The following is a 22572-nucleotide window of genomic DNA, read 5'->3' on the forward strand; positions in this document are numbered from 1 at the left end:
TGAATGGCTTATTCGTCGCATGCTTACGAAACCGGCCTACATTTCCCACATGAATTCCCCACAGACAGCATCACGCAAATTACTGAAGCACAACGCGTTGGCGCCAGCGTTCGATCGTGGCACGATGGTCAGGTTATCGACCGAGACCCCCAAACCATGCCGCAATCCCAAGCCAAGAATCTGTCCTTGATCGCCGCTATCGACCTGGGCTCCAACAGCTTTCACATGGTCGTGGCCAAGGCCCAGAACGGCGAAATCCGCATCCTTGAGCGGCTCGGCGAAAAAGTGCAACTGGCTGCCGGGATCGACGACGAGCGCCAGCTCAATGAAGAATCCATGCAGCGCGGGCTCGATTGCCTCAAGCGCTTTGCCCAACTGATCAACGGCATGCCCCTGGGCGCTGTGCGAATCGTTGGCACCAACGCCTTGCGCGAAGCCCGCAACCGCGGCGAGTTCATCCGCCGCGCCGAAGCAATCCTCGGGCATCCGGTAGAGGTCATTTCGGGCCGCGAAGAAGCGCGCCTGATCTACCTCGGCGTCTCCCACACCCTGGCCGACACCCCCGGCAAACGCCTGGTGGCGGACATCGGCGGCGGCAGCACCGAATTCATCATCGGCCAGCGTTTCGAACCGCTGCTGCGCGAAAGCCTGCAGATGGGTTGCGTCAGTTATACCCAGCGTTATTTCAAGGACGGCAAGATCACCCCGGCGCGCTATGCCCAGGCCTACACCGCGGCGCGTCTGGAAATCATGAGCATCGAACACGCCCTGCATCGCTTGACCTGGGATGAAGCCATCGGCTCGTCCGGCACCATCCGCGCCATCGGCCTGGCCCTCAAAGCCGGCGGCCATGGCACCGGTGAGGTCAACGCCGAAGGCCTGGCCTGGCTCAAGCGCAAACTGTTCAAGCTGGGCGACGCAGAGAAAATCGACTTTGACGGCATCAAGCCTGATCGGCGCACCATTTTCCCGGCCGGCCTGGCAATTCTCGAGGCGATTTTCGACGCCCTCGAACTGCAACGCATGGACCACTGCGACGGCGCGCTGCGCGAAGGCGTGCTCTATGACCTGCTGGGCCGCCATCACCATGAAGACGTGCGTGAACGCACCCTCAGCTCGTTGATGGAGCGTTATCACGTCGACCTGGAACAAGCCGCGCGCGTGGAGCGCAAGGCCCTGCATGCCTTCGACCAGGTGGCCGAGGACTGGGACCTGGCAGACGGCGTGTGGCGCGAGCTGCTCGGCTGGGCTGCCAAGGTGCATGAAGTGGGCCTGGACATCGCCCACTACCATTACCACAAGCATGGCGCCTACCTGATCGAGCACTCGGACCTCGCCGGTTTCTCACGCGAAGACCAACAGATGCTCGCCCTGCTGGTGCGTGGCCATCGCCGCAACATTCCCAAGGACAAGTTTGCCGACTTCGGCAGCGAAGGCAGCAAGTTGATTCGCCTGTGCGTGCTGCTGCGCTTTGCGATCCTGTTCCACCACATTCGCGGCACCCAGGAAATGCCCCAGGTCACCCTGCGCGCCCACGGCGACAGCCTGGACGTGGTGTTCCCCAAAGGCTGGCTGGATGAAAACCAACTGACCCAGGCGGATTTTGCCCAGGAAGCGGAATGGCTGACGCGGGTGGGATTCAGCCTGAACCTGCGCTGAGCCGATCTAAAGAACACTGCACAAACACATGTGGGAGGGGGCTTGCCCCCGATGGCGGTGGACCAGTCAATGAATCTGTTGACTGACACTCCTTCATCGGGGGCAAGCCCCCTCCCACATTTTCAGAGCGCGTTGGCTTTAGTTCACCGCAAGAATCGGGCTACCCAGCTTTTCCAGCAACGTCGCCTGCGCACTGCGCGGGTTCTGGTTGCCGGTCGGCGTGTTGCGCACGTAGCGGCCGTCCGACTGCAGGCTCCAGCTGTGGGTGTTGTCAGTGAGGTAGCTTTCCAGCTCTTTCTTGACGCGCATGATCAGCTTCTTGCCTTCCACCGGGAAGCAGGTCTCTACACGCTTATCGAGGTTTCGCTCCATCCAGTCGGCACTGGAGAGGAACATCTGCTCTTCGCCGCCGTTGAGGAAGTAGAACACCCGCGTGTGCTCCAGGAAGCGCCCGATGATCGATCGCACGTGGATGTTATGCGAAACCCCGGCGATGCCCGGACGCAGGCAGCACATGCCACGCACCACCAGGTCGATGCGCACACCGGACTGGCTGGCCTTGTACAGCGCGCGGATGATCTTCGGATCGGTCAGCGAGTTGAACTTGGCGATGATGTGCGCCGGTTTGCCGTCGAGGGCGAACTGGGTCTCCCGGGCAATCATGTCGAGCATGCCCTTTTTGAGCGTGAACGGCGCGTGCAGCAGCTTCTTCATGCGCAAGGTCTTGCCCATGCCGATCAACTGGCTGAACAACTTGCCGACGTCTTCACACAACGCGTCGTCGGAGGTCAGCAGGCTGTAGTCGGTGTAGAGCTTGGCGTTGCCGGCGTGGTAGTTGCCAGTGCCCAAGTGCGCGTAACGCACAATCTCGCCGGCTTCGCGGCGCAGGATCAGCATCATCTTGGCGTGGGTCTTGAAACCGACCACGCCGTAGATCACCACGGCACCGGCCGCTTGCAGGCGGCTGGCCAGTTGCAGGTTGGACTCTTCGTCAAAGCGCGCACGCAACTCGATCACCGCGGTGACTTCCTTGCCGTTTCGCGCGGCGTCTACCAGCGCGTCGACGATTTCCGAGTTGGCGCCGGAACGGTACAGCGTCTGGCGCACAGCCAGAACATGCGGGTCCTTGGCGGCCTGGCGCAGCAGGTCGACCACCGGAGTGAACGACTCGAACGGGTGCAGCAGCAGAATGTCCTGCTTGCTCACCACGCTGAAGATGTTCTCGCTGTTTTGCAGCAATTTCGGGATCTGCGGCGTGAACGGCGTGTATTGCAGCTCCGGGTGGCTGTCCAGACCGGTGATGCTGAACAAGCGCGTCAGGTTGACCGGGCCATTGACCTGGTACAACTCGGACTCGGCCAGGTTGAACTGCTTGAGCAGGTAGTCCGACAGGTGTTTAGGGCAGGTGTCTGCCACTTCCAGACGCACCGCGTCGCCGTAGCGGCGCGAGAACAGCTCACCGCGCAGGGCGCGGGCCAAGTCTTCGACGTCTTCGGAGTCCAGCGCCAGGTCGGCGTTACGGGTCAGGCGGAACTGGTAGCAGCCCTTTACCTTCATGCCCTGGAACAGGTCATCGGCGTGCGCGTGGATCATCGACGACAGGAATACATAGTTGTCGCCAGCGCCCCCCACCTCTTCCGGTACCTTGATGACTCGTGGCAACAGACGCGGCGCCGGGATGATCGCCAGGCCCGAATCGCGGCCGAAGGCGTCGATGCCTTCCAGTTCGACGATGAAGTTCAGGCTCTTGTTCACCAGCAGCGGGAACGGGTGCGTCGGGTCCAGACCAATCGGGGTGATGATCGGCGAAATTTCGTCTCGGAAGTAACGGCGCACCCAGGTCTTGATCTTGGTGGTCCAGTGCCGGCGACGAATGAAGCGGACCTGATGTTTTTCCAGCTCCGGCAACAGGATGTCGTTGAGGATCGCGTATTGGCGGTCCACGTGGCCGTGCACCAGCTCGCTGATGCGCGCCAGGGCCTGGTGCGGCTGCAGGCCGTCGGCGCCCGCTTGTTCGCGGGCGAAGGTGATTTGCTTCTTGAGGCCGGCGACGCGGATCTCGAAGAACTCGTCCAGGTTGCTGGAGAAAATCAGCAGGAATTTCAGCCGTTCCAGCAGCGGATAGGACTCATCCAGCGCCTGCTCGAGCACGCGGATGTTGAATTGCAGTTGTGACAGCTCGCGGTGGATGTACAGGCTGCTGTCATCCAGGTTGGTCACCGCGACCACCGGCGCCGGCGCGGGGGCCTCGGCCACCACGGCAGGCGGTGCGGGCTCCAGCTCCGGCGGCGTTTCGGTGACTTGTTCCACCACCGGGTGAGCGTCTTTTACGGCAACTTCTGAGAGTCCTTCGGTATTCATTGAGTGTTCCTGTGAGGGCTATTGTTGCTCTCTAAGCAATTGGGCGGCGCGGGCGGCGAAGTAGGTCAGAATGCCATCAGCGCCGGCACGTTTAAAGGCAGTCAGGGATTCGAGGATCACCGCTTCACTCAACCAACCATTCTGGATCGCGGCCATGTGCATCGCGTATTCACCGCTGACCTGATAGACAAAGGTCGGCACCTTGAATTCCTCTTTGACCCGATAAAGGATGTCCAGGTACGGCATCCCTGGCTTGACCATCACCATGTCGGCGCCCTCAGCCAGATCCGCCGCGACTTCGTGCAGGGCTTCCTGGCTGTTGGCCGGGTCCATCTGGTACGAAGCCTTGTTGGCCTTGCCCAGATTCAGTGCCGAGCCCACCGCATCGCGGAAAGGCCCGTAATAGGCGCTGGCGTACTTGGCCGAGTAGGCCATGATCCGCACATTGACGTGACCGGCCAGCTCCAGGGCTTCGCGAATCGCCTGGATGCGACCGTCCATCATGTCCGACGGTGCGACGACCTGGGCGCCAGCGGCTGCGTGGGACAACGCCTGTTTGACCAGCGCATCGACGGTAATGTCGTTTTGAACATAGCCGTCTTCGTCAAGAATGCCATCCTGGCCGTGGGTGGTGAACGGGTCCAGCGCCACGTCGGCGATCACCCCCAGCTGCGGGAAACGCTCGCGCAACGCGCGGGTGGCACGCTGGGCAATGCCTTGCGGGTTCCAGGCTTGCGCAGCGTCAAGAGACTTGAGTTCAGACGGCGTCACTGGAAACAGCGCCAGCGCCGGAATTCCGAGTTCCACCCAGTTCGCCGCCTCGATCAGCAGCTGATCAATGGTCAAACGCTCCACACCCGGCATCGATGCCACGGCTTCCCGACGGTTTTCACCGTCCAGCACAAACACCGGCAAGATCAGATCGTTCGTCGTCAGCACGTTTTCACGCACCAGGCGGCGAGAAAAATCATCACGGCGATTGCGGCGCAGGCGGGTAGCAGGGAACAGGCGATTGGCAGGGGTAAAGCTCACGACAGACTCCTGAGCCCGTGTTTACGGGCGAGCGTTGCAGTTATAAGCGGCCATTATGACGAAGGAATGACAGTTGTGCTTATCGATGCGACCTGCAGTCGCATTCGTCGCATATGTAGGAATTGTTCACTTCGTGACACATCTCGATACTTTCATGAATGTTCACGAAGGCGTAGGCTGCGCGTTCATTTCGCCAGCACCCCAGACCATGCTTCAACAATTTCTGCATGACTTCGGCTACTTTGCGCTCTTCCTGGGCACGTTCTTCGAAGGCGAAACCATTCTGGTTCTCGCAGGCTTCCTGGCGTTCCGTGGATACATGGATATCAACCTGGTGGTGGTCGTTGCCTTCTTTGGCAGCTATGCCGGTGACCAGCTGTGGTACTTCCTGGGGCGCAAGCATGGCCGCAAACTGTTGGCGCGCAAGCCGCGCTGGCAATTGATGGGCGACAAAGCGCTGGAACACATCCGCAAGCATCCGGATATCTGGGTGTTGAGCTTTCGGTTCGTCTACGGGCTGCGCACCGTGATGCCGGTGGCGATTGGCTTGTCCGGCTACCCGCCTTTGCGCTACCTGCTGCTCAACGGCATTGGCGCGGCGGTGTGGGCGGCGGCGCTGGGCGCTGCGGCTTATCATTTTGGCGCGGTGCTGGAAGGCATGCTCGGCAGCATCAAGAAATATGAGCTGTGGGTGCTGGGCGCGCTGCTGTTGCTGGGCCTGGGCCTGTGGCTGCGCCGCCGCTTCAAGAACGCGCGCATTGCCCGCCAGGCCTGCGAAGATGCCAAGGCCCGGCTGGCCGCAGAGCAACTCGCCGAGCCCGCCAAGGTCGACGCGCCTAAGACGCCAATCGAGTAAGCCGGTCTCTGCAGCAGTAGAGACCCATCACGCTGAGCAAGCTGTAACTCACCAGGCCCAGCCAGCCCAAATTGCTGGCCGGCCACAGCCCCACCACCGGCGCCAGCCATACCAACGGTACATTCAGCCCCAGGCGCACCAGCTCAGCTTTCAGGGCCCAGGGGCGATTTTCCAACGCCACGCCCAGCGTGAACAACCCTGACGCCATCGCGCTCCAGCCCAGGATCAACGCCGCCGTGGGCAGCCCTTCGCCGGCATTCATCAGATAGCTGCCAAACCCCACATATGCCGCAAATTGCAGGGCAACGTAGATTTGCTGGCGTGCGTCCAGCGGCACTTCGAATTTGCGGAACTGGCTCAAATCGGGCTTGGCCAGCGGGTATTTGGCTTTGACATCCGCCGGGCGCCACCCGGTGCGCATGAACCAGATGCGCAGCTTGTCCCACCAGCTCTCGGTACGCCGCGCATCACTCCACAACTGCGCATAAAACTGCAGGTTGGCCCACAGCGGGTTCCAACTGGCCAAGGGCGTGGTCACGCCAAAGATCACCGGCTCGTTGTCGTCTTCTTCCTGGAAGCTGCCGAACAGCCGGTCCCAAATAATGAACACGCCGCCATAGTTGCGATCCATGTAAAGAGCGTTCTGTGCATGGTGAGCCCGATGATTGGACGGTGTGACGAAGAACCATTCGAACCAGCCAAGCTTGGGCACGTGGCGGGTGTGCACCCAGAACTGATACAGAAGATTGAGCGAGGCCACGCTGATAAACACCACCAGCGGCACGCCCACCACGGCCAGGGGCAGGTAGAAAATCCAGCTCAGCAAGAAGCCGGTACTGGTCTGGCGCAGGGCGGTGGTGAGGTTGTAGTCCTCGCTCTGGTGATGCACCGAGTGCGCGGCCCACAGGATGTTGCGCTCATGCCCGCAGCGATGCAGCCAGTAGTAGCAGAAGTCATAGAACACAAAGGCGAATACCCAGGTCCACACGCTCTGGGCCGAGAGTTCGATCAGGGCCAGGTGCTTGAGGGCGAAGGCGTAGGTCAGCAGCCCGACGCCTTTTGTCAGCAAGCCCGTGGTGGTGGACAGCACGCCCGTGCTGAGGCTGTTGATGGCGTCGGCCACCCGATAGTTGCGCTCGCCGCGCCAGCGGTCGGCCAGCAGCTCAACCACGATCAAGGCGATGAAAAACGGTACCGCGTAAGGCACGAAGTCCATGGGCTAGTCCGGTCTGTTTTTGTTACATCAAGATTAGGTGTAGCGGCGCGAGATCCCATTGGCAACAGGTGACAAATTAGTAGACATTTAACGCCATGAAATAGGGAGAAATACTCATGAGCAAAAAGATTGCAGTGATCCTTTCCGGCTGTGGCGTGTACGACGGCGCAGAGATCCACGAAAGCGTGATCACCTTGCTGCGCCTGGACCAGCGGGGCGCCCAGGTGCAATGTTTTGCGCCGGATATCGCGCAACATCACGTGATCAACCACCTCACCGGCGAAGAGATGCCCGAGTCGCGTAACGTGCTGGTGGAGTCGGCGCGGATTGCCCGGGGTGACGTGAAAGATATTCGAGAGGCCCGCGCCGAAGACTTTGATGCGCTGATCGTGCCCGGCGGGTTTGGCGCGGCGAAGAACCTGTCGAACTTTGCCGTGGAAGGCGCAGGTTGCAGCGTCAATCCGCAGGTGCTGGCGCTGGCGGAAGCCTTCGCCGAAGCGAGCAAGCCGGTGGGGCTGATCTGCATTTCGCCGGCACTGGCCGCGAAAATCTACGGCCCCGGCGTGACCTGCACCATCGGCAACGATGCCGACACCGCCGCTGCCCTCGACAAGATGGGCGCCACCCACCGCGACTGCACAGTGGAAGACATCGTCGAGGACACCCCGCGCAAACTGGTGAGCACCCCGGCCTACATGCTTGGCAAGAACATCAGCGAAGTGGCCTCAGGTATCAACAAACTCGTGGATCGGGTATTGGAATTGACTCACGAGGATGATTGATCGCCTCCCGAACACTTAAGGGTGGCTAGCCCACCTATTGTGGCGGGCAAGCTCTTCGTGGCGAGCAGGGCTTATTGTGGCGAGCGGGCTTGCCCCGCGTTGGGCTGCGCAGCAGCCCCAATTCAGGCGACGCGGTCAGTCAGTTAATCTGCGGCGCGCAGTTTTGGGGCGGCTTCGCCCCCCAACGCAGGGCAAGCCCGCTCACCACAGGAACACCGCCCGCCAACGTCAGGCCTCGCGCATTAGCTTGGTCAATATCCTGTCCAGCGCATTGGCAAACGCCTGCTTATCCTTTTCCCCATGGGGCGGCGGCCCTCCGCCCATCTGGCCCTGCTCGCGCAGATCAGTAAACAGGTTACGCACCGCCAGCCGTTCGCTCATGTTTGCCGGGCTGAACTCCTTACCGCGTGGGTCAAGGGCCGTGACGCCCTTCTTCACCAGCCGGTCGGCCAAGGGCACGTCGCTGCAAATCACCAGCTCACCGGGCACGGCGTGTTCCACCAGGTAGTCATCCGCCGCATCCGGGCCGCTGGGTACCACGATCAACTTCACACACGCAAAGCTCGGTTTGATCTGGCTTTGCCCCGCCACCAACACCACCTCGAACTGGCGCTTGAGGGCGAATTTCACCACTTGGTCCTTGGCCGCCCGTGGGCAAGCATCCGCATCGATCCACACGCGCATGGTCAGGCTGCCACGCGGCGTTTTTCTGCCAGGCGGCTGCGGCCGTACAGCACCACAATCGCCAGGATCGCCACGGCCTGCGCACTCAACGAATACGCGTCGGCGTGGATGCCCAGCCAGTCGAAGTCAAAGAACGCCACCGGCCGTGTGCCGAAGATGCCGGCTTCCTGCAAGGCCTTCACGCCATGGCCGGCGAACACCACCGACAGCGCGCACAGCAGCGCTGCGTTGATGCCGAAGAACAACGCCAAGGGCAGCTTCGCCGAGCCGCGCAGGATCACCCACGCCAGGCCCACCAGCAGCACCAGCGCCGTGGCGCCACCGGCCAGCACCGCGTTGTGCCCGGCAGGGCCGGCTTGCAGCCACAGGGTTTCGTAGAACAGGATCACTTCGAACAGCTCGCGGTACACCGAGAAGAACGCCAGCATCGCAAAGCCGAAGCGGCCGCCGCCGCCCACCAGGCTGCTCTTGATGTAATCCTGCCAGGCCGCCGCGTGGCGTCGGTCGTGCATCCACACGCCCAACCACAGCACCATCACGCTGGCGAACAGTGCCGTGCAGCCCTCAAGCAATTCGCGCTGGGCGCCGCTGACGTCAATCACATACGCCGCCAATGCCCACGTCGCCAGCCCGGCCAACAGCGCCAGGCCCCAACCGACGTTGACGCTGCGCACCGCCGATTGCTGGCCGGTGTTACGCAGGAAAGCCAGAATCGCCGCCAGCACCAGGATCGCTTCCAGACCTTCACGCAACAGAATCAGGAGGCCGGAGATGTAGCTCAACGACCAGCTCAAGCCATCGCTGCCCAGCAGACCGGCAGATTCAGTGAGTTTGCCCTTGGCCACGTCCAGACGCTGTTGCACCTGCTCGATCGGCAGGCCGTCCTGCAATGACTGCCGGTAGGCCATCAGGGCTTTCTCGGTGTCCTTGCGCACGTTGGCATCGACGTTGTCCAACGAGCTTTCTACCAGCTCAAACCCTTCCAGGTAGGCGGCTACCGACAAGTCGTAGGCCTGTTCGTGATCACCGTTACGGAACGCGGCGAGGCTCTTGTCCAGCGTGGTCGCGGTGTAATCGAGCAACTGTGCCGGGCCACGCTTGACCTGCGGCGGCTGCGCACGTTGGGCGCGGAACGTCGCGGCGGCGGCCGGGCCGTTTGCGGCCAGCACTTCATTGGGGGTCTGGCGGGCCAGGTCGGCAAGGTTGAAGGGTTGTTCGCTGTTTGCCGCAGCCGGGTCAGCAGTGAAACCGGCGATGTAGGTCGCCAGGTCCCAGCGTTGACGGTCATCGAGTTGGTCGGCGAAAGACGGCATGTCAGTGCCCTCGACGCCCAGGCCGAGTGTGTTGTAGATCGCGTAAAGGCTCAGGCGGTCCAGGCGCGCGGCGTCACGCAGGTTCGCGGGCGGCGGCGTCATGCCGGTGCTGGCCGGGCCATCACCGGCGCCCGCAGTGCCGTGGCACACCGAGCAGTGCTGGGCATAGAGCGGTGCGCCGCGCGTGGGGTCTGGTGTGATCGCCGGAGCCTGGCTGACTTCGTACGCCACTGCCAACTTGGCACCCAATTGACGGGCCTGGTGGGCGACGGTCGTGCCCTCTTCACGCGCGGTCACCGCCGCCAGCAATTCATTGACGCCCTTTATCAAATCGGCGCGTTCGGGCTTCTCGGGTAAATCCGCTACCAGGCCCTGCAATACCCCAAGAAACTCCACCTGCTCGCGGTATTCGGATTCATCCACGACCGTGCCCGCGTCCACCGTCGGCGGGTAGTCGGCCCCGATGTAATCGAGCAGATGCAAGGCTTGAGGCGCGCCCTCGGCAGTGGCCGCCAACAGATTAAAGCTGCACGACATCAGCGCCGGCAGCATCAGCCAGGCGAGAAAACGGTAAAGGGCAGTCATGAATGAATCTCAAAGGGAAATGCGAAGTAACACATTGTTTAACGTTAAGGGGTTTGACTCAAGACGGCAGTGATAAGGCGATGGAAATATCGCTGTCGGCATGATGGCAATCGCACAAATAAACGAAGCAAAAAGCCATTGTTTTGCCAGTAATGGCGCCTATAATGCCGCGCCCTGTTATTGCGAAAGGGAATTTATTTCCTCGTTTTTATGAGGAATAGGCACATCGGCTGATTATTTTCAGGGAAGAAGTTTGTATGGCATTTCGCGCCTTAACCCCGCTCGCACTCGCGGCGGTGACCTTGCTGTCCGGTTGTTCGATGTTTCGCAGCTACGACACGGAGCTGCAAGCCACCAACCAACAGCTGGCCACCGGCAATGTCGACGGTGCCCTGACCCTGCTGGAAAAAAACAATACCGGCGACGACAAAGACCTGCTCTATTTCTTCGAAAAGGGCGAGCTGTTGCGCGCCAAGGGCGACCTCACCGGCAGCCAGACCGCCTGGCGCAGCGCCGACCTGCAAGTCTACAAGTGGGAAGAGTCGGTCAAGTTCGACAGCGAAAAGTACCTCGCCCAGTTCGGCAGCTTCCTGGTCAACGACAAAGTGCGTCGCTACGAAGGTTATGACTACGAAAAAGTCATGCTCACCACCCAGATGGCCTTGAACCTGCTGGCCGTGAATGACTTCGACGGTGCCCGCACCGAGATCAAGAAGACCCACGAACGTGAAGCGGTGATCGCCGACCTGCGCGACAAGGAATACCTCAAGCGCGAAAACGAAGCCGAGCGCCAAGGCGTCACCACTCAGATCAAAGACCTGCGCGGTTACCCGGTGGAAGCGCTGGACGCGCCGGATGTGGTCGGCCTGAAAAACAGCTACCAGAGTGCGTTCAGCCATTACCTGGCAGGCTTCGTCTACGAAGCCCTCGGCGAAAAAGACCTGGCTGCGCCCGGCTACCGCAAGGCCGCCGAGCTGCGCCCCAACACGCCGCTGCTGGAGCAGGCGTTGCTCGAGCTGGACAAGTCCAGGGGCGGCGCCGATGAGACCGACGTGCTGATCGTGGTCCAGAGCGGCCTGGCACCGGCACGCGATTCGATCCGCCTGCCATTGCCAATCCCGATCAATGGCAACCTGGTGATCACCCCGCTGTCGTTCCCGGTGATCAAGGCCGATAACTCCACGGCGACCTTTGGCCAGATCGGCGTGGACGGCAAGCAACAGAACCTCACCGCACTCAACAGCACCACGGCCATGTCGCGCCGCGCGCTGCGTGACGACATGCCGGGGATCATCCTGCGCACCACCGTGCGTGCGGTCAGCCGTGGCGTGGCGCAGAACAACCTGAACAAGACCAACCCCATGGCGGGCCTGGTGCTGGGCATCGCCTCGGCCGTGACCGAAGGCGCCGACACTCGCACCTGGCGCACGCTGCCGGACCTGACCCAAGTGACGCGACTGCGCCTCAAGCACGGCGACCACCAGGTCAGCCTGCCCAACGCCCTGGGCGGCACGCTGGTGACGGTCAAGGCCGACCAGCGCTATCAAGTGATCACCCTGCGCGTGGTCGGCAACCAGGTATTCGCGGGCGGCCTCGCGGCCCACGTGGTGCCGAGTGCTGCCAACCAGGCCATCGCCCTCAAACAACCTTAAGGAGCACGCTATGCGTCATTTCATTCTCGGCGCCCTGGCGCTGGTCCTGCTCGCCGGCTGTGCCACCCCGCCGCCGCCGGAGCCTGGCAGCGCCGCCAGCAAAATCGTGGTGATGGGCACGTTCAAGGGCATCGCCGTCGGTGCCATTCGTGTGGCCCGCGAAAATGGCTTTCTCACCGCCAAGGTGCAGCTGAGCAACATCACCAGCAGCAACCAGATGATGTATTACCGCTTTGCCTGGCTGGGCGCCGACGGCTTCCCGGTGGGCGATGAAGAAACCTGGAAAGTGCTGAACCTGTACGCCAACCAGGCCACTTTCCTGCCGGCCATCGCCAACCTGCCTCAGGCGGCGGACTTTCGTCTTGAAGTGAAAACGCCTTGAAGCCTTCACCTATCAGTTTTCAGAGAGATTTCCCCATGTTTGCACGCGTCTCGATTCTCGCCGTGGTTGCCCTGTTGGCCAGCGGTTGCTCCAACACCTCGCCGGTCCTTGGCGGCAAGAACATCAGCTACGGCGACTCTAAGGCCGTGGAGTTGGTCACCAACGAGTTCGGCTCGACCGACCTGCAGATGATCGCCGAAAGCATGACCCGCTCCCTGGCCCAGTCCGGCATCTTGCAGGGCCGCCCGGTCGTGCAGGTGTATGACGTGAAGAACAAGACCAGCGAGTACATCGACACCCGTGAGATCACCACGTCGATCAAGACCCAGCTGATGAAGACCGGCACTGCGCGCTTCGCCAGCGACAACACCGATATGCAGAGCCAGGTTGATCAGCTCAAGCTGCAAAACCAGAGTGGCCTGTACAAAAAAGCCACGGTCAGCAAGACCGGCAATATGGTCGCCGCCAAGTACCGCCTGGAAGGCTCCATCAGCTCCATCGTCAAGCGCAGCTCGGACTACAAAGACGTCTTCTACAAATTCAGCCTGCAGCTGATCGACGTCGAGAGCGGCCTGGCCGAATGGATGGACGAGAAAGAAATCCGCAAAACCACGGAGCGCTGAGCAATGCGTGCATGGATCGGCATGATCGGCCTGCTGTGCGCCTTTGGCGCCTCGGCCGCCCCGAAGATCGCGGTGACTGACCTTGCCTACGAGGCACGCGTCGAGGAGTACATCCACGCGGTCTCGGCCAGCAACAACTTCCAGGCCAGCGCCTATCAGGCCAGCGGTGCGTCGAGCTACAGCGAGTATGAGAGCCGCACCAGCTACATCGAACAGGCTGAGCTGCGTAAATTCAGTGGTGATATCAAGGGCGAGATTCTCAAGTCGCACCAGTTCCAGCTGGTACAGGGCACGCCTTACACCGCCGACGCCAAGGGCGATGTGTATGACGTGATCAAGCGCATCAAGGCCGGCAACTTCAAGGGCGCCGACTACGTGCTGTTCGGCACCTTGTCAGACATCGACTTCACCCAGGACATCAACGCGCTGGACCACACCAACAGCTACTCGGCCGTGCTGGGCCTGACGCTGGTGGCGGATTTCAGCCTGATCAACACGCGCACCTTCGAGATCACCTCGGCATTTACCGCGATGGGTGAAGGCCAGGACACCAAGCTGGTGAACAGCCGCGATCTACGCGTGAGCCTGAACCGGCCGCGGGTGGTAAGGGACGTGTCGAAAGCCTTGGGTGAAGATGTGGCCCGGCAATTGGCAGAGCAGCTGGGCGGCGGGTATCAAGAACCCGGCAAGCCTGCGCTGCGCAACAACCTGCCAAGGGACGAAGCGCCGAAGATTCTGCGCTGAGCACTCGTCTCAGAGCCAACACATAACAAATGTGGGAGCTGGCTTGCCTGCGATACAGACACTGCGGTGCGTCAGTTACACCTCGGTGATGCTATCGCAGGCAAGCCGGCTCCCACATTTTTGATCCGGTTTCGTCAATCAAGCCGTTGCGCGATGCAGACTGGCCAGGAAACCCGCAGCCCCCACAAACAACCCGGCAAAGGTGCGGTTCATGCGTTTTTGCTGTTTAGGCGTGCGCAGCAGGCGCAAGACCTTCGACGCCAGCCCCGTATAGCCCGCCATCACGATCATATCGACGCAGATCATGGTCGCGCCCAGGATCAGGTACTGAATCAGCAGTGGCGCCTGCGGGTTCACGAACTGCGGCAGCACCGCCAGCATGAACACCAGCGCCTTGGGGTTGCTGGCATTGACCAGAAAACCACGGAACATCATCGCCAGCGGCTTGCCGATCGGGCGTATGGCTGAATCTTCGCTCATGTCCATGGGCAGCGCGCGCCATTGCTTGACCGCGAGGTACACCAGGTACGCCACGCCAAACCATTTGATCGCATAAAACGCGTTCGAGGACGCCGCCAGAATGGCACCCAGGCCACCCGCGACCACAGCAATCTGCATCGCCAGGCCCAGTTGCAGGCCAATGGCATTCCAATAGCCGCGCAGGAAACCGTATTGCAGGCCGCTGGACATCGACGCGATGGCGCCAGCGCCGGGGGACAGGGAGATGATCCAACTGGCCACAAAAAAGGCCAGCCATGTGTCGAGTGCCATTACACACCTCAGAGGGAGAGTTAGCGGTTGAGCCTAAAGCTAACTCCGCCGAGCAAAGGCTGGCTAGATATTTTTACAGGATGTAAATACTAGCGGTCGCCCGGAAACACATGGGTGCCGGGCCAACGCCGCACCGAGCGCTGGAAGAACAGGCTGTTAGGCACTTGCACCATCGCACTGTCGGTACCGGCGTCCTGCACTTCGATCAATGTGGTGTAGAGCAGGTTGATCGCCACGACCCGGCCTTTGACGCCCGGTTTGTCGACGGTATCCACCAACTCGACGATGTCACCCAGGCGGAACGGCCCGACGGTGAAAATCAAGATCGCGCACAGCAGGTTGGACAGCACCGACCACATCGCGAAAAACGCCACGGCGGCCACTGCGACAAACCCCGACAGCGCCGTCCACAGCACCGTGGCTGACACACCAAGACGGCCCAGCACAAAGATCAACGCGCTGCCCATGATCAGCCAGCGCAGGCCGCCACGCAGGGGCATCAGCAGTTGTGGCGGGAACGGGTAGCGCTCCCCCAGACGATTCAGACCCTTGGCGACGAAGCGCTGGGCGAGATAACCCGCCAGCAGGATCAGCAGGATTTGCACAGCGATCCAGACCGGTTCGACCCACTGCGTCGGCAATGGCAATTGCAGCGCTTCCATCAGGACAGCGCCTCCAGCTCCGCTTGCAGGGTTTCCAGCAGTTCGAGGGCTTCCATCCAGGTTTCCTCTAACTGACCTTCACGCACCTTGAGCTTGGCTTGTTCGGCCAACAGGTCGCGCAACTCGTCCTTGCGCGCCGCCTCGTACACGGCGCTGTCGCCCAGGCTGGTTTCGATCCTGGCCAGGCGCTCGTGCACCTTGCCCAGCTCGGCTTCCAGCTTGTCGGCTTCGCGCTTGTGCGGCGCCAACTGCTGGCGCAGTGCGGCGGCGGCCTGGCGCTGGGCCTTCTTGTCAGTTTTGTCCGGGTTGACCGGCGTGTTGCTGGCTGGCGCGTTGCGCAGACGGTAGTCCGTCAGCCACCGTGCGTAGTCGTCCAGGTCGCCGTCGAACTCTTCAACTTTGCCGTCAGCCACCAGCAGGAAGTTGTCGGTGGTGCTCTTGAGCAAGTGGCGATCGTGAGACACCACCAGTACCGCACCACTGAATTCCTGCAAGGCCATGGTCAGCGCCAGGCGCATTTCCAGGTCCAGGTGGTTGGTCGGTTCGTCGAGCAGCAGCAGGTTTGGCCGGTCCCAGGCGATCAGGGCCAAGGCCAGACGGGCTTTTTCGCCGCCGGAGAAGTTCAACACCGGCTCATCGATGCGTGCGCCACGGAAGTCGAAGCCACCAAGGAAGTCACGCAAGGTTTGCTCACGTTCGGTCGGCGCCAGACGCTGCAGGTGCAGCAACGGGCTGGCCTTGGAATCGAGGGAATCCAGCTGATGCTGCGCGAAGTAGCCCACCACCAGGTTCTCGCCGCGCGTCAGGCGGCCGGCCAGGGGTTGCAGTTCACCCGACAGGTTCTTGATCAGCGTCGACTTGCCTGCGCCGTTGGGGCCGAGCAAACCGATACGCGCACCCGGCGTGAGCTGCAGCTTGACCTTCTCCAGGATGGTTTTGTCGCCATAACCCAGGCGTGCATCCGAAAGGTCCAGCAACGGGCTGGAGATCTTTACCGACTCGCGGAACACGAAGTCGAACGGCGAATCGACGTGGGCCGCCGACAGCTCTTCCATGCGCTCCAACGCCTTGATCCGGCTCTGGGCCTGACGGGCCTTGGTGGCCTGGGCCTTGAACCGGGCGATGTAGCTTTCCATGTGCGCACGTTGCGCTTGCTGCTTCTCGAAGGCTTGCTGCTGCTGAGCCAGGCGTTCGGCGCGGGCGCGTTCGAACGCGGTGTAGCCGCCACGGTAGAGCGTGATTTTCTTCTGTTCGACGTGGGCGATATTGTCGACCACAGCGTCGAGGAAATCCCGGTCGTGGGAAATCAGCAACAAGGTGCCCGGGTAGCTCTTGAGGAAATCCTCCAGCCACAGGATCGCATCGAGGTCCAAGTGGTTGGTCGGTTCGTCGAGCAGCAACAGGTCGGATGGGCACATCAGCGCCTGGGCCAGGTTCAGCCGCATGCGCCAACCGCCGGAGAAGTCGGCGACCGGGCGGTCCATCTGTTCATTGGTAAAACCAAGGCCGGCCAGCATCTTGCGGGCGCGAGCGTCGGCCGTGTAGCCGTCGGCACTGTCGAGTTCCGAGTGCAGGCGGGCCTGGGCGGCGCCGTCCTGGGCTTTCTCGGCCTCGGCCAGGTCGTGTTGTACCTGGCGCAGGCGCAGGTCGCCATCGAGCACGTAGTCGATCGCGATGCGGTCCAGGGTGTCGATCTCCTGGCGCATATGGGCGATGCGCCAGTCGGCCGGCAGCAGGCAGTTCCCGGAATCCGGGGTCAGCTCACCGAGCAACAGGGCGAACAACGTGGATTTGCCGGCGCCGTTGGCACCGATCAGGCCGGCTTTGTGACCGGCGTGCAGGGTCAGCTCGGCGTCTTCAAGAAGACGTTGCGGGCCACGCTGTAATGTTAGGCTTTGAAGTCGGATCATAATGGCGGCGGAGTCTACCAGCTTCGTTGGCCGCTGGCTTGGGTGTGAATATGTGCGCTGACCTGTGGAGCTTTGCCCTCTCGACGTATGCCCACTCGGGCGTCGAAGCCGCTTGCCTGCGCTTGCAGGCACAAGGCGCGGATGTGTGCCTGTTGCTCTGCGGCGCCTGGCTGGAGCAGCGCGGTGTTGCACCGACCGCCGAACGCATGCAGGCGTTGCGCCAGATTGCGCAGCCGTGGCAGCAAGACGTGGTCGAACCATTGCGGCAGATACGCGTGCAATGGCGAGCCATGGCGCAGCAGGATGCGCAATTGGCGACGCTACGCGAAAGGGTCAAGGCCCTGGAGTTGGAAGCTGAACGGCAGTTGCTGACACGCCTGCAAGCGTTGGCGCAAGCATGGCCGACGGGCGAGAAAGGGGGTCAATCGAGATGGCTTGAAGGCTTGGCGACCGAAGCCGCCAACCTTGACCACGACGCGCTGCAGTCGCTGCGCGTCGAGGCCACCGGCACTTAGGAAGCGCTGGTTGGGGTGGTGCTTGGCGCTACCGGTGCAGGCGTGCTGCTGGCCGACGCAGTTGGAGCGGTGGACGGTGCCGGGGTAGCAGCCGGAGCTGCAGGGGTTGCTGGCTTGGCCGGTGCAGGCTTGGCGGCTGGCTTTGCAGCAGCGGGTTTTGCGGCTGGCTTGGCAGCTGGTTTTGCAGCAGCCGGTTTGGCAGCTGGCTTGGCCGCTGGTTTTGCAGCAGCGGGTTTAGCGGCTGGCTTGACGGCTGGTTTTACAGCAGCAGTTTTAGCGGCTGGCTTGGCAGCTGGTTTTGCAACAGCAGTTTTGGCAGCTGGCTTGGCGGCTGGTTTGGCAGCAGCAGTTTTAGCGGCTGGCTTGGCGGCCGGTTTTGCAGCAGCGGTTTTGGCAGCTGGCTTGGCGGCTGGTTTTGCAGCTGCAGTTTTAGCGGCTGGCTTGGCGGCCGGTTTTGCAGCTGCAGTTTTAGCGGCTGGCTTGGCGGCCGGTTTTGCAGCAGCGGTTTTGGCAGCTGGCTTGGCGGCTGGTTTTGCAGCTGCAGTTTTAGCGGCTGGCTTCGCGGCTGGTTTTGCAGCTGCAGTTTTAGCGGCTGGCTTGGCGGCCGGTTTTGCAGCAGCAGTTTTGGCAGCTGGTTTGGCGGCTGGTTTTGCAGCAGCAGTTTTAGCGGCTGGTTTGGCGGCTGGTTTTGCAGCAGCAGTTTTAGCGGCTGGCTTGGCGGCTGATTTTACAGCAGCAGTTTTAGCAGCTGGTTTTGCAGCAGCAGTTTTGCCCGCGGATTTGGACGCTGCTTTAGTCGAAGCCTTCGACGCAACGGCTTTTGCTGGCGTGCGAGCACCCAGTGCTTTAGCCACGGCTTCTTTCACACGACCAACGCCCTGGGCCAGCTTCAGGCTTTCCTGAGCATCGCGTTTGAGTTGGGAAATGTAGGTGCGGGTTTCAGCTTGGCGATCCTTGAGGGCGTCCAGCAGATCCTCAAGTTCTTTGACGGCGTCTTTGGCTTTGGCTTGTGCCTTGGCCTTGCCGGCGGTGGCGGCGTCTTGCAGTTTGGTACGGGATTTGTGCAGCTTTTCTTGCGCTTTACCGCGTTGTTTTTCCAATTTGGCGAGCAGTTTTTCTGCATCAGCCAAGGCTTGGGAACACGCGCTTTCCAGATGTTCGAGCAAGCTGCCCGAAAGTTGTTGGAGTAAATGCAACGGGGTATTTACAGGCTTCTGTTTGGCCGACATGGTTTACCTCCTGGCTGACGTGGGTGCGGCTCATACTAGCCCTCTGCTCTTACCGCCGCTAGGGCATGTTGACAGTATCGTTTGCCTTGCGTTGCACCGTAGGAAAATTCTTATCGATATAACGAAAAACCACGGCACTTTTTACGCACTCACACTGGCATAATCCGTCGCACTTTCGGCGGGAGAATAACCATGTCGCGTTACCTTTTTTTAATGCTTGGCTTGGTGGTTTCCATGACCCATGCGGCAGAACAATCGCCGTCAAAAACTACAGCCCAAGACCCGCACGACCTTGCTTACAGCTTGGGCGCCAGCCTCGGCGAACGACTGCGCCAGGAAGTGCCCGACCTGCAGATCCAGGCGTTGATCGATGGCCTTAAACAAGCCTATCAAGGCAAACCACTGGCGCTGGACAATGCACGGATCGAGCAGATCCTCGCCGAGCACGAAGCACAGAGCGCGGCCGAGGCTGAGGCACCGCAAAGCGAAAAAGCACTCGCTGCCGAACAGCAATTTTTATCCAAGGAAAAAGCAACAGCCGGCGTGCGTGAGTTATCGAATGGCATCCTGCTGACGGAGCTGACGCCGGGTACCGGCAGCAAGCCGTTGGCCAGTGATGAGGTGCAAGTGAAATACGTAGGGCGGTTGCCCGATGGGACTGTCTTCGATCAGAGCACACAACCGCAATGGTTTCGCCTGGACAGTGTGATCAGCGGCTGGAGCAGCGCGCTGCAACAGATGCCGGTAGGCGCGAAATGGCGTCTGGTGATCCCTTCCGCCCAAGCCTATGGCGCCGACGGTGCTGGCGAGTTGATCCCTGCTTATACGCCGCTGGTGTTCGAGATCGAACTGCTCGGCACTCGCCATTGACCCAATAAAAAACGGTGCGCCATGCGCACCGTTTTTTGTCTCGCCGCCAAGGCTCAGGCCTGGGTGGCGGCCTCTTCTTTGTGAGCGTTGTGCAACACTTCGATCAGGCAATCTTCCAGCTCGAAACGTTCGTGCAGTAACCCGCCAAGCTCTTTGAATTTTTCGGCAACACATTTGCCGGCATCGCACAATTCGGTGAACACCAGCAGTTTTTCCGTGATGACATCGATGCGCGGGTAGATGGTCTCGGCCAAGTCCAGACCACGCTGATCATCAAAGGCTTCCGCCTCTTTGGTCAGTTGTTCGTAGACGCCGAAATGTCCGGCAGACACGTAGTCCACCAACACAACGCAAAAGTCTTGCAGCGGCTCGCGATTCTCACCCAATGCTTCGGGCTTGGCGCCAAGAGCATCAAAGGCCCGAACCAGTTCGTGACGTGCCTTCAACCAGCTGTCGATCAGCTTGTGCACCCCACCCCAGCGTTCCTGAGCATTCTGACAACTTTCCAGCATGATGATCTCTCTTCCCTATAGGGGGCGCTGCCGCCTGTGCCCGCGCAACACTCAAGGATAAAAGCAGCAGCCGGACAAGGCCGCATTTGGCAAACGGTTTCGATAATGCGTGCGGGCCAGATTATGCCCGCATGACTATGGCTTCAAGGTACGCAGGAGAGAAAGTTCATACAAGTGTTTAATCCCGTCCTACGACCCGCGACACACTTTCAAGGCCTTGCGAGACCCCATCGGCGACTTAAAAACAACCGCGAAAACTGCAGGATGCCCAGCATCAGCATGGCCAGGAAGAACAGTAAGCTCCATTCGGGAACGCTGAGATCGAGCAGTGTCCAGTTGATCTCAACGCAATCGACAGTGCCTTTGACGGTCAACTGCAGTGCTTGCCACAGCGACAGGTTTTCAATCATGTAGTGCAGGCTTGGCCAACAATCGGTGGTCTGCCCCGGTGCGGCATTTTGTAGCAGCACCTGGCGTACGGCAGTGATAGCGCCGAGCAATGCGCAGCCCATGCTGGCAAACCCGTAGAGGTAAACCGCAGAGCGCTTTGGATTATGAATCGCCGCGATCAGATTGATCAGCGTGAAGGCTGCCAGAAAGATACGTTGCAGCTGGCAAAGGAAACACGGGCGTAGCAACGCGCCGTACTCAAGATAAAACGACGCGCCCAACGTCAGCACACCAGCCATGAACGCCAGGAAAAACAAGGAGCGTGAAGGGGCCAAAGACATTGTTATCCGTACCGCAAGAGATAGGCCGTCACGGTAGAGGAAAGGCCTGACCCCTTTCAATACTCGTTAGAGCAGACAATTCCGCGAGAGCATAGGGATATCTCGTCAGACCCTGGATGACTTTAAGCAGCTATCAGTAGGAATTTACTACGTAGCGCTTTAGACCCAGTATTTACAGGCTAACGAAGGGTTGGCTCTCAGAAACGTCCGAGCCAACCTTCGCCAACTTTCCTACTTCAAACCCGCGCGGGCATGGGCAAGGGTGATGCCAGCAAGCGACTGTCCAGCAGCCCCAGACCCTCCTGGAACAGCTGATTGCTGCGCTCGGTGTCACCCAATTGGGCCAACAGCCGTGCCAGCTCAGCGCAAGCCTCAGGGTTGCGTTGAACCTGCAGGCTGCTTTCAAGGTAATCCCGCGCCTTGCCCCACAAGCTGTTTTGCAGGCACAAGCGACCCAGGGTCAGCAGCAAGCTGGCGTCACCCGGGTGATCCTTGAGCCAGCCTTCGGCAAACTTCAATTGCCGGGCCGAATCAGCGCCCCGCAACAAACCATAAAGCCGGATCAAGTGGCTGTCATAGCCGCGCTTGATGGCGCTGCGCAGCACGTCCTCAGCCTTGGCGTCGGCCCCCAGCCGGCGCAGTTGCTCGGCGTATGCCAGAACCAGCTGCGGCTCATGGCGCTGGGCGGATGTGAGTTGCTCCCACGCCCGATCAAGAGACTGCAAGCCTGCTTCACCCTGCTCTTCACGCTGGGCCGCCAGCCCGAGGTTTTCACCCCAGGCGCGACGCTCCAGCTCGGCCAGCTCGCTGGCGGGAAGGACTTTGTCTTTTCGCAGCTCCGGCAACAAGCGAATCACTGATGACCAATCGCCCCGCTGCTGATGCAGACGCTGCAACTGTCGCAACACCTGCGGATTGTGCGGATGGCGCTCGTGCATCGCCTGCAAGGTCACCAAGGCGCCTTCTGTATCGCCACGGTCCATCTGCAATTGCGCATGGCTCAAGGCAACCGCCAGCTCAGCCTGGGGCTGGCGCTCCAGAGCGCGCTCCAGCAAACCGTCGGATTCTTCATAACGGCCCTGCTCATTGGCCGCACGTGCCGCGCCAAGGTAGTACAGCAGTGGCTGGCGCTCCGCTTCGGCGGCGCGGTGCAGGTGGCGTTCGGCACTGGCCCAGCGACCTTCGGCGAGGTCCAGCTGGCCCTGCTCAATCGCAATTTGTACCCGGCGACTGCGGTTACGTCGCGACCATGGGTTGACCACACCACCGGAGGTGCTGAGCAGGCTCAGCAACACACGGATCAGATAGATCGCCAGGCCGACGGCAAACACGGCCACCAGCGTCGCCCACAGGCTCGACTCGTAATGCAGCAGATGGGGATAGGTAATCAGCACGTAGCCGGCGTGCTTGGAAATGCCCACGCCCAGCGCCAGGGCGATTGCTATCGCCAGGACCAGGATCACATAGAAACGCTTCATCGGCT

Annotated in this window: 21 protein-coding genes; 9 read left to right on the forward strand and 12 right to left on the reverse strand. The window is 60.9% G+C overall.

Annotation, left to right across the window (positions count from 1 at the left end):
* Window positions 1–156: 156 nt before the first annotated feature.
* A complete protein-coding gene (ppx, locus tag AC19YS_RS07265) occupies window positions 157–1659 on the forward strand; it encodes an exopolyphosphatase (RefSeq protein WP_106576072.1) in 1503 nt (500 codons plus the stop codon).
* Between the two features lie 138 nt (window positions 1660–1797).
* Here the strand turns inward: ppx and ppk1 are convergent, their stop codons facing one another.
* The gene (gene ppk1 / locus AC19YS_RS07270) at window positions 1798–4020 is read right to left on the reverse strand and encodes a polyphosphate kinase 1 (protein WP_500601336.1); all 2223 of its coding nucleotides are present in this window, start codon (window positions 4018–4020) and stop codon (window positions 1798–1800) included.
* 18 nt (window positions 4021–4038) lie between these two features.
* Entirely contained in the window at window positions 4039–5052 is a 1014-nt protein-coding gene (hemB, locus tag AC19YS_RS07275; protein WP_200622350.1) for a porphobilinogen synthase, read from the reverse strand.
* Between the two features lie 208 nt (window positions 5053–5260).
* Between hemB and AC19YS_RS07280 the strand changes: the two genes are divergently transcribed.
* Window positions 5261–5908, forward strand: a complete 648-nt coding sequence (locus AC19YS_RS07280) for a DedA family protein (protein WP_106576073.1) — start codon at window positions 5261–5263, stop codon at window positions 5906–5908.
* Here the strand turns inward: AC19YS_RS07280 and AC19YS_RS07285 are convergent.
* Complete coding sequence (locus AC19YS_RS07285; protein WP_106575800.1) at window positions 5889–7124, reverse strand: sterol desaturase family protein; 1236 nt, start codon at window positions 7122–7124, stop codon at window positions 5889–5891. The genes AC19YS_RS07280 and AC19YS_RS07285 overlap by 20 nt on opposite strands.
* 116 nt (window positions 7125–7240) lie before the next feature.
* Here AC19YS_RS07285 and elbB point away from each other — a divergent pair, with 116 nt between their 5' ends.
* Window positions 7241–7906 carry an isoprenoid biosynthesis glyoxalase ElbB gene (gene elbB, locus AC19YS_RS07290; protein WP_119737287.1) on the forward strand — a complete coding sequence of 222 codons (666 nt, stop codon included), beginning with the start codon at window positions 7241–7243 and terminating at the stop codon, window positions 7904–7906.
* 228 nt (window positions 7907–8134) lie between these two features.
* On the opposite strand, the gene AC19YS_RS07295 is transcribed toward elbB, so the two are convergent.
* Window positions 8135–8590, reverse strand: a complete 456-nt coding sequence (locus tag AC19YS_RS07295; protein WP_101273534.1) for a YaiI/YqxD family protein — start codon at window positions 8588–8590, stop codon at window positions 8135–8137.
* 2 nt (window positions 8591–8592) lie between these two features.
* The gene (locus AC19YS_RS07300) at window positions 8593–10488 is read right to left on the reverse strand and encodes an FTR1 family protein (protein ID WP_169367822.1); all 1896 of its coding nucleotides are present in this window, start codon (window positions 10486–10488) and stop codon (window positions 8593–8595) included.
* Between the two features lie 257 nt (window positions 10489–10745).
* Here AC19YS_RS07300 and AC19YS_RS07305 point away from each other — a divergent pair, with 257 nt between their 5' ends.
* Genes AC19YS_RS07305 through AC19YS_RS07320 form a run of 4 tightly spaced genes read left to right on the forward strand, consistent with a single transcriptional unit; the run spans window position 10746 to window position 13889 of the window.
* Window positions 10746–12140, forward strand: a complete 1395-nt coding sequence (locus AC19YS_RS07305; protein ID WP_200622354.1) for a COG3014 family protein — start codon at window positions 10746–10748, stop codon at window positions 12138–12140.
* A gap of 10 nt (window positions 12141–12150) precedes the next feature.
* Window positions 12151–12522, forward strand: a complete 372-nt coding sequence (locus AC19YS_RS07310; RefSeq protein ID WP_106575804.1) for a YcfL family putative periplasmic lipoprotein — start codon at window positions 12151–12153, stop codon at window positions 12520–12522.
* Between the two features lie 35 nt (window positions 12523–12557).
* Window positions 12558–13145, forward strand: a complete 588-nt coding sequence (gene lpoB / locus AC19YS_RS07315; RefSeq protein ID WP_106575805.1) for a penicillin-binding protein activator LpoB — start codon at window positions 12558–12560, stop codon at window positions 13143–13145.
* Window positions 13146–13148: 3 nt separating this feature from the next.
* A complete protein-coding gene (locus AC19YS_RS07320) occupies window positions 13149–13889 on the forward strand; it encodes a penicillin-binding protein activator LpoB (RefSeq protein ID WP_106575806.1) in 741 nt (246 codons plus the stop codon).
* A gap of 138 nt (window positions 13890–14027) precedes the next feature.
* On the opposite strand, the gene AC19YS_RS07325 is transcribed toward AC19YS_RS07320, so the two are convergent.
* From AC19YS_RS07325 to AC19YS_RS07335, 3 genes are all read right to left on the reverse strand, one after another.
* On the reverse strand, window positions 14028–14660 hold the full coding sequence (locus AC19YS_RS07325; protein WP_106575808.1) for a LysE family transporter: 633 nt from the start codon (window positions 14658–14660) through the stop codon (window positions 14028–14030).
* 89 nt (window positions 14661–14749) lie between these two features.
* Window positions 14750–15322, reverse strand: coding sequence for a mechanosensitive ion channel family protein (locus AC19YS_RS07330; protein ID WP_106575809.1), 573 nt, complete (start codon window positions 15320–15322; stop codon window positions 14750–14752).
* The gene (locus tag AC19YS_RS07335) at window positions 15322–17232 is read right to left on the reverse strand and encodes an ATP-binding cassette domain-containing protein (protein WP_119737279.1); all 1911 of its coding nucleotides are present in this window, start codon (window positions 17230–17232) and stop codon (window positions 15322–15324) included. Before AC19YS_RS07335 ends, AC19YS_RS07330 begins: the two co-directional genes overlap by 1 nt.
* Before the next feature lie 50 nt (window positions 17233–17282).
* Here AC19YS_RS07335 and AC19YS_RS07340 point away from each other — a divergent pair, with 50 nt between their 5' ends.
* Window positions 17283–17747, forward strand: coding sequence for a TIGR02444 family protein (locus tag AC19YS_RS07340; protein WP_200622365.1), 465 nt, complete (start codon window positions 17283–17285; stop codon window positions 17745–17747).
* Here the strand turns inward: AC19YS_RS07340 and AC19YS_RS07345 are convergent.
* Window positions 17744–18976 (reverse strand): AlgP family protein, encoded by a 1233-nt coding sequence (locus tag AC19YS_RS07345; protein WP_448201947.1) that lies wholly within the window; start codon window positions 18974–18976, stop codon window positions 17744–17746. The two genes, AC19YS_RS07340 and AC19YS_RS07345, sit on opposite strands and share 4 nt — an antisense overlap.
* A 192-nt stretch (window positions 18977–19168) precedes the next feature.
* Between AC19YS_RS07345 and AC19YS_RS07350 the strand changes: the two genes are divergently transcribed.
* Complete coding sequence (locus tag AC19YS_RS07350) at window positions 19169–19846, forward strand: FKBP-type peptidyl-prolyl cis-trans isomerase (RefSeq protein ID WP_119737275.1); 678 nt, start codon at window positions 19169–19171, stop codon at window positions 19844–19846.
* A 53-nt stretch (window positions 19847–19899) separates the two neighbouring features.
* On the opposite strand, the gene rsd is transcribed toward AC19YS_RS07350, so the two are convergent.
* The 3 genes from rsd to AC19YS_RS07365 all read right to left on the reverse strand — a co-directional run bounded on the left by rsd (window position 19900) and on the right by AC19YS_RS07365 (window position 22567).
* On the reverse strand, window positions 19900–20358 hold the full coding sequence (rsd, locus tag AC19YS_RS07355) for a sigma D regulator (protein ID WP_200622377.1): 459 nt from the start codon (window positions 20356–20358) through the stop codon (window positions 19900–19902).
* A gap of 209 nt (window positions 20359–20567) precedes the next feature.
* Window positions 20568–21089, reverse strand: a complete 522-nt coding sequence (locus AC19YS_RS07360; protein WP_200622378.1) for a disulfide bond formation protein B — start codon at window positions 21087–21089, stop codon at window positions 20568–20570.
* A gap of 236 nt (window positions 21090–21325) precedes the next feature.
* Window positions 21326–22567 (reverse strand): heme biosynthesis protein HemY, encoded by a 1242-nt coding sequence (locus AC19YS_RS07365; protein WP_500601343.1) that lies wholly within the window; start codon window positions 22565–22567, stop codon window positions 21326–21328.
* Window positions 22568–22572: the final 5 nt, after the last annotated feature.

The sequence above is a fragment of the Pseudomonas sp. MF08831 genome, assembly GCF_059862645.1.